The organism is Nguyenibacter vanlangensis, from assembly GCF_013376155.1.
Classification (GTDB): Bacteria; Pseudomonadota; Alphaproteobacteria; order Acetobacterales; family Acetobacteraceae; genus Gluconacetobacter; species Gluconacetobacter vanlangensis.
On sequence record NZ_JABXXP010000625.1, the window covers coordinates 1 to 1,624 of the forward strand.

The 1,624-nt window shown below is 68.2% G+C and carries 4 protein-coding genes; 2 read left to right on the top strand and 2 right to left on the bottom strand.

The features are described from left to right. A partial coding sequence (locus HUK84_RS17370; protein WP_176641377.1) for a helix-turn-helix domain-containing protein occupies positions 1 to 133 on the bottom strand: 133 nt, incomplete at its 3' end. 132 nt (positions 134 to 265) lie between these two features. Here HUK84_RS17370 and HUK84_RS17375 point away from each other — a divergent pair. After that, a complete protein-coding gene (locus HUK84_RS17375; protein ID WP_176641378.1) occupies positions 266 to 661 on the top strand; it encodes a (R)-mandelonitrile lyase in 396 nt (131 codons plus the stop codon). A gap of 17 nt (positions 662 to 678) precedes the next feature. Beyond that, complete coding sequence (locus HUK84_RS17380) at positions 679 to 915, top strand: tautomerase family protein (RefSeq protein ID WP_176641379.1); 237 nt, start codon at positions 679 to 681, stop codon at positions 913 to 915. On the opposite strand, the gene HUK84_RS17385 is transcribed toward HUK84_RS17380, so the two are convergent. After that, positions 894 to 1,624 (bottom strand): aminotransferase-like domain-containing protein (locus HUK84_RS17385; protein WP_176641380.1); only part of this gene is annotated, 731 nt, incomplete at its 5' end. The genes HUK84_RS17380 and HUK84_RS17385 overlap by 22 nt on opposite strands.

Sequence of the window (1,624 nt, forward strand, 5' to 3'; positions counted from 1 at the left end):
GGGCTTCGAGGCCGCGGATCGTCTGGCTGAGCGCCGAGGGCGACACGCCGCGCAGCGCCGCCGCGCGGGTGAAGCTGCGTTCCTGCGCCACGGTGACGAAGGCCGCCAGGTCGTGAAGATTGTCCCGGTTCATTATGAAGTTCTACTCACAAGTCCATACGGAGAACAGCGTCTAATCATCGCGGGGGCGCGTGCTAATTTTTCCGGGTGCGACGGCGCGGCCCATGATGGCGACGCGTCCGGACGCCCATGGAGGAGACACGTCATGGAGATCAGGCGAAGCGGTTCGCAGCCCTCCGGGGCAGGGCCCGAGGCGTATTTCACCGGCACGGTGCGGATCGACCCGCTCTTCTCCCCGCCCGATCCGGCCCGCGTGACCGGCGCCCTGGTCACGTTCGAACCGGGGGCGCGGACGGCGTGGCATACCCATCCGCTGGGGCAGACCCTGATCGTGACGTCCGGCTTCGGCTGGGCGCAGCGCGAGGGCGGCCCGGTCGAGGAGATTCGTCCGGGCGACGTCGTGTGGTTCGCGCCGGGCGAGAAGCACTGGCATGGCGCCTCGCCCGCCACGGCGATGAGCCATATCGCGATCCAGGAGAAATTCGACGGCTCGCCCGTGGACTGGATGGAAAAGGTAAGCGACGATCAGTACCGGACATAAGCCACGGAAGATGAACCATGCCGCATGTCATCGTGAAGCTGTACGCCGGCAAGTCCGAGGAACAGAAGGCGCGGCTGGCCGAGGAGATCACGCGGGCGGTGATGGCCGCCGTCGGCAGCAAGGAAGCGGCGGTTTCGGTCGGCATCGAGGACGTCGCGCCGGCGGACTGGGTCGAGACGGTCTATAAGCCCGATATCCTGGGTAAGCCCGGCACGCTGTACAAGAAGCCCGGCTACGACCCCATGGGCGGCTGAGGAAATCCCGCGCTTTCCGTCTCGCCCAGGATGGAACGGAGCGTGCTCCAGAGTTTCGGATGTTCGACCATGCTGACCGTGAAGCGCAGCATGGTCGAAGGCGCCTGGGTGGGCGAGAACAGCGCGCCCGGCGCCAGCAGGATGCCGTGATCGGCAGCCATGCGCGTCACGGTTTCGGAATCGCGGTGGCAGTCGGCCCAGACGAACATGCCGGCGTGGGGCGGGTGCGCAATGGTCAGGCCGCATTGGACCAGGGCGTCGATGCAATGATGGCGGGCCTGGTCCACCCGCTGGCGCAGGCGGGCCAGGTGGCGGGCGTAATGGCCCTCATGTAGCAGGCGATGCACCACCTGCTCGCCCAGGGGCGGGCAGGTCAGCCCGGCCAGCAGCTTCAGTTCCGTCAGGCGGTCGATCAGCTCGGGCCGGGCCGCCAGCACCCCGACCCGCAGGCCGGCGGCCAGTGTCTTGGCATAGCCGCCGACCAGGATGACGCGCTGCAGCCGGTCCAGGGCCGCCAGGCGGATCGGCTGCCCGGGATGGAAATCGGCATAGGTGTCGTCCTCGACGATCAGGAAATCATGCCGCTCGGCCAGGCGCAGCAGGTCATGGGCGGCCGCCGCGCCCAGCGTGTGGCCGGTGGGGTTGTGCACCGCGCTGTTGATCAGGAAGAGTTTCGGCCGACAGGCGGCGGCCAGCCGCTCCAGCGCAG

Bases quoted from the DNA above. Each gene is read 5' to 3' on its own strand.
- HUK84_RS17375 (WP_176641378.1), top strand. From the start codon at position 266: ATGGAGATCAGGCGAAGCGGTTCGCAGCCCTCCGGGGCAGGGCCCGAG.
- HUK84_RS17380 (WP_176641379.1), top strand. From the start codon at position 679: ATGCCGCATGTCATCGTGAAGCTGTACGCCGGCAAGTCCGAGGAACAG.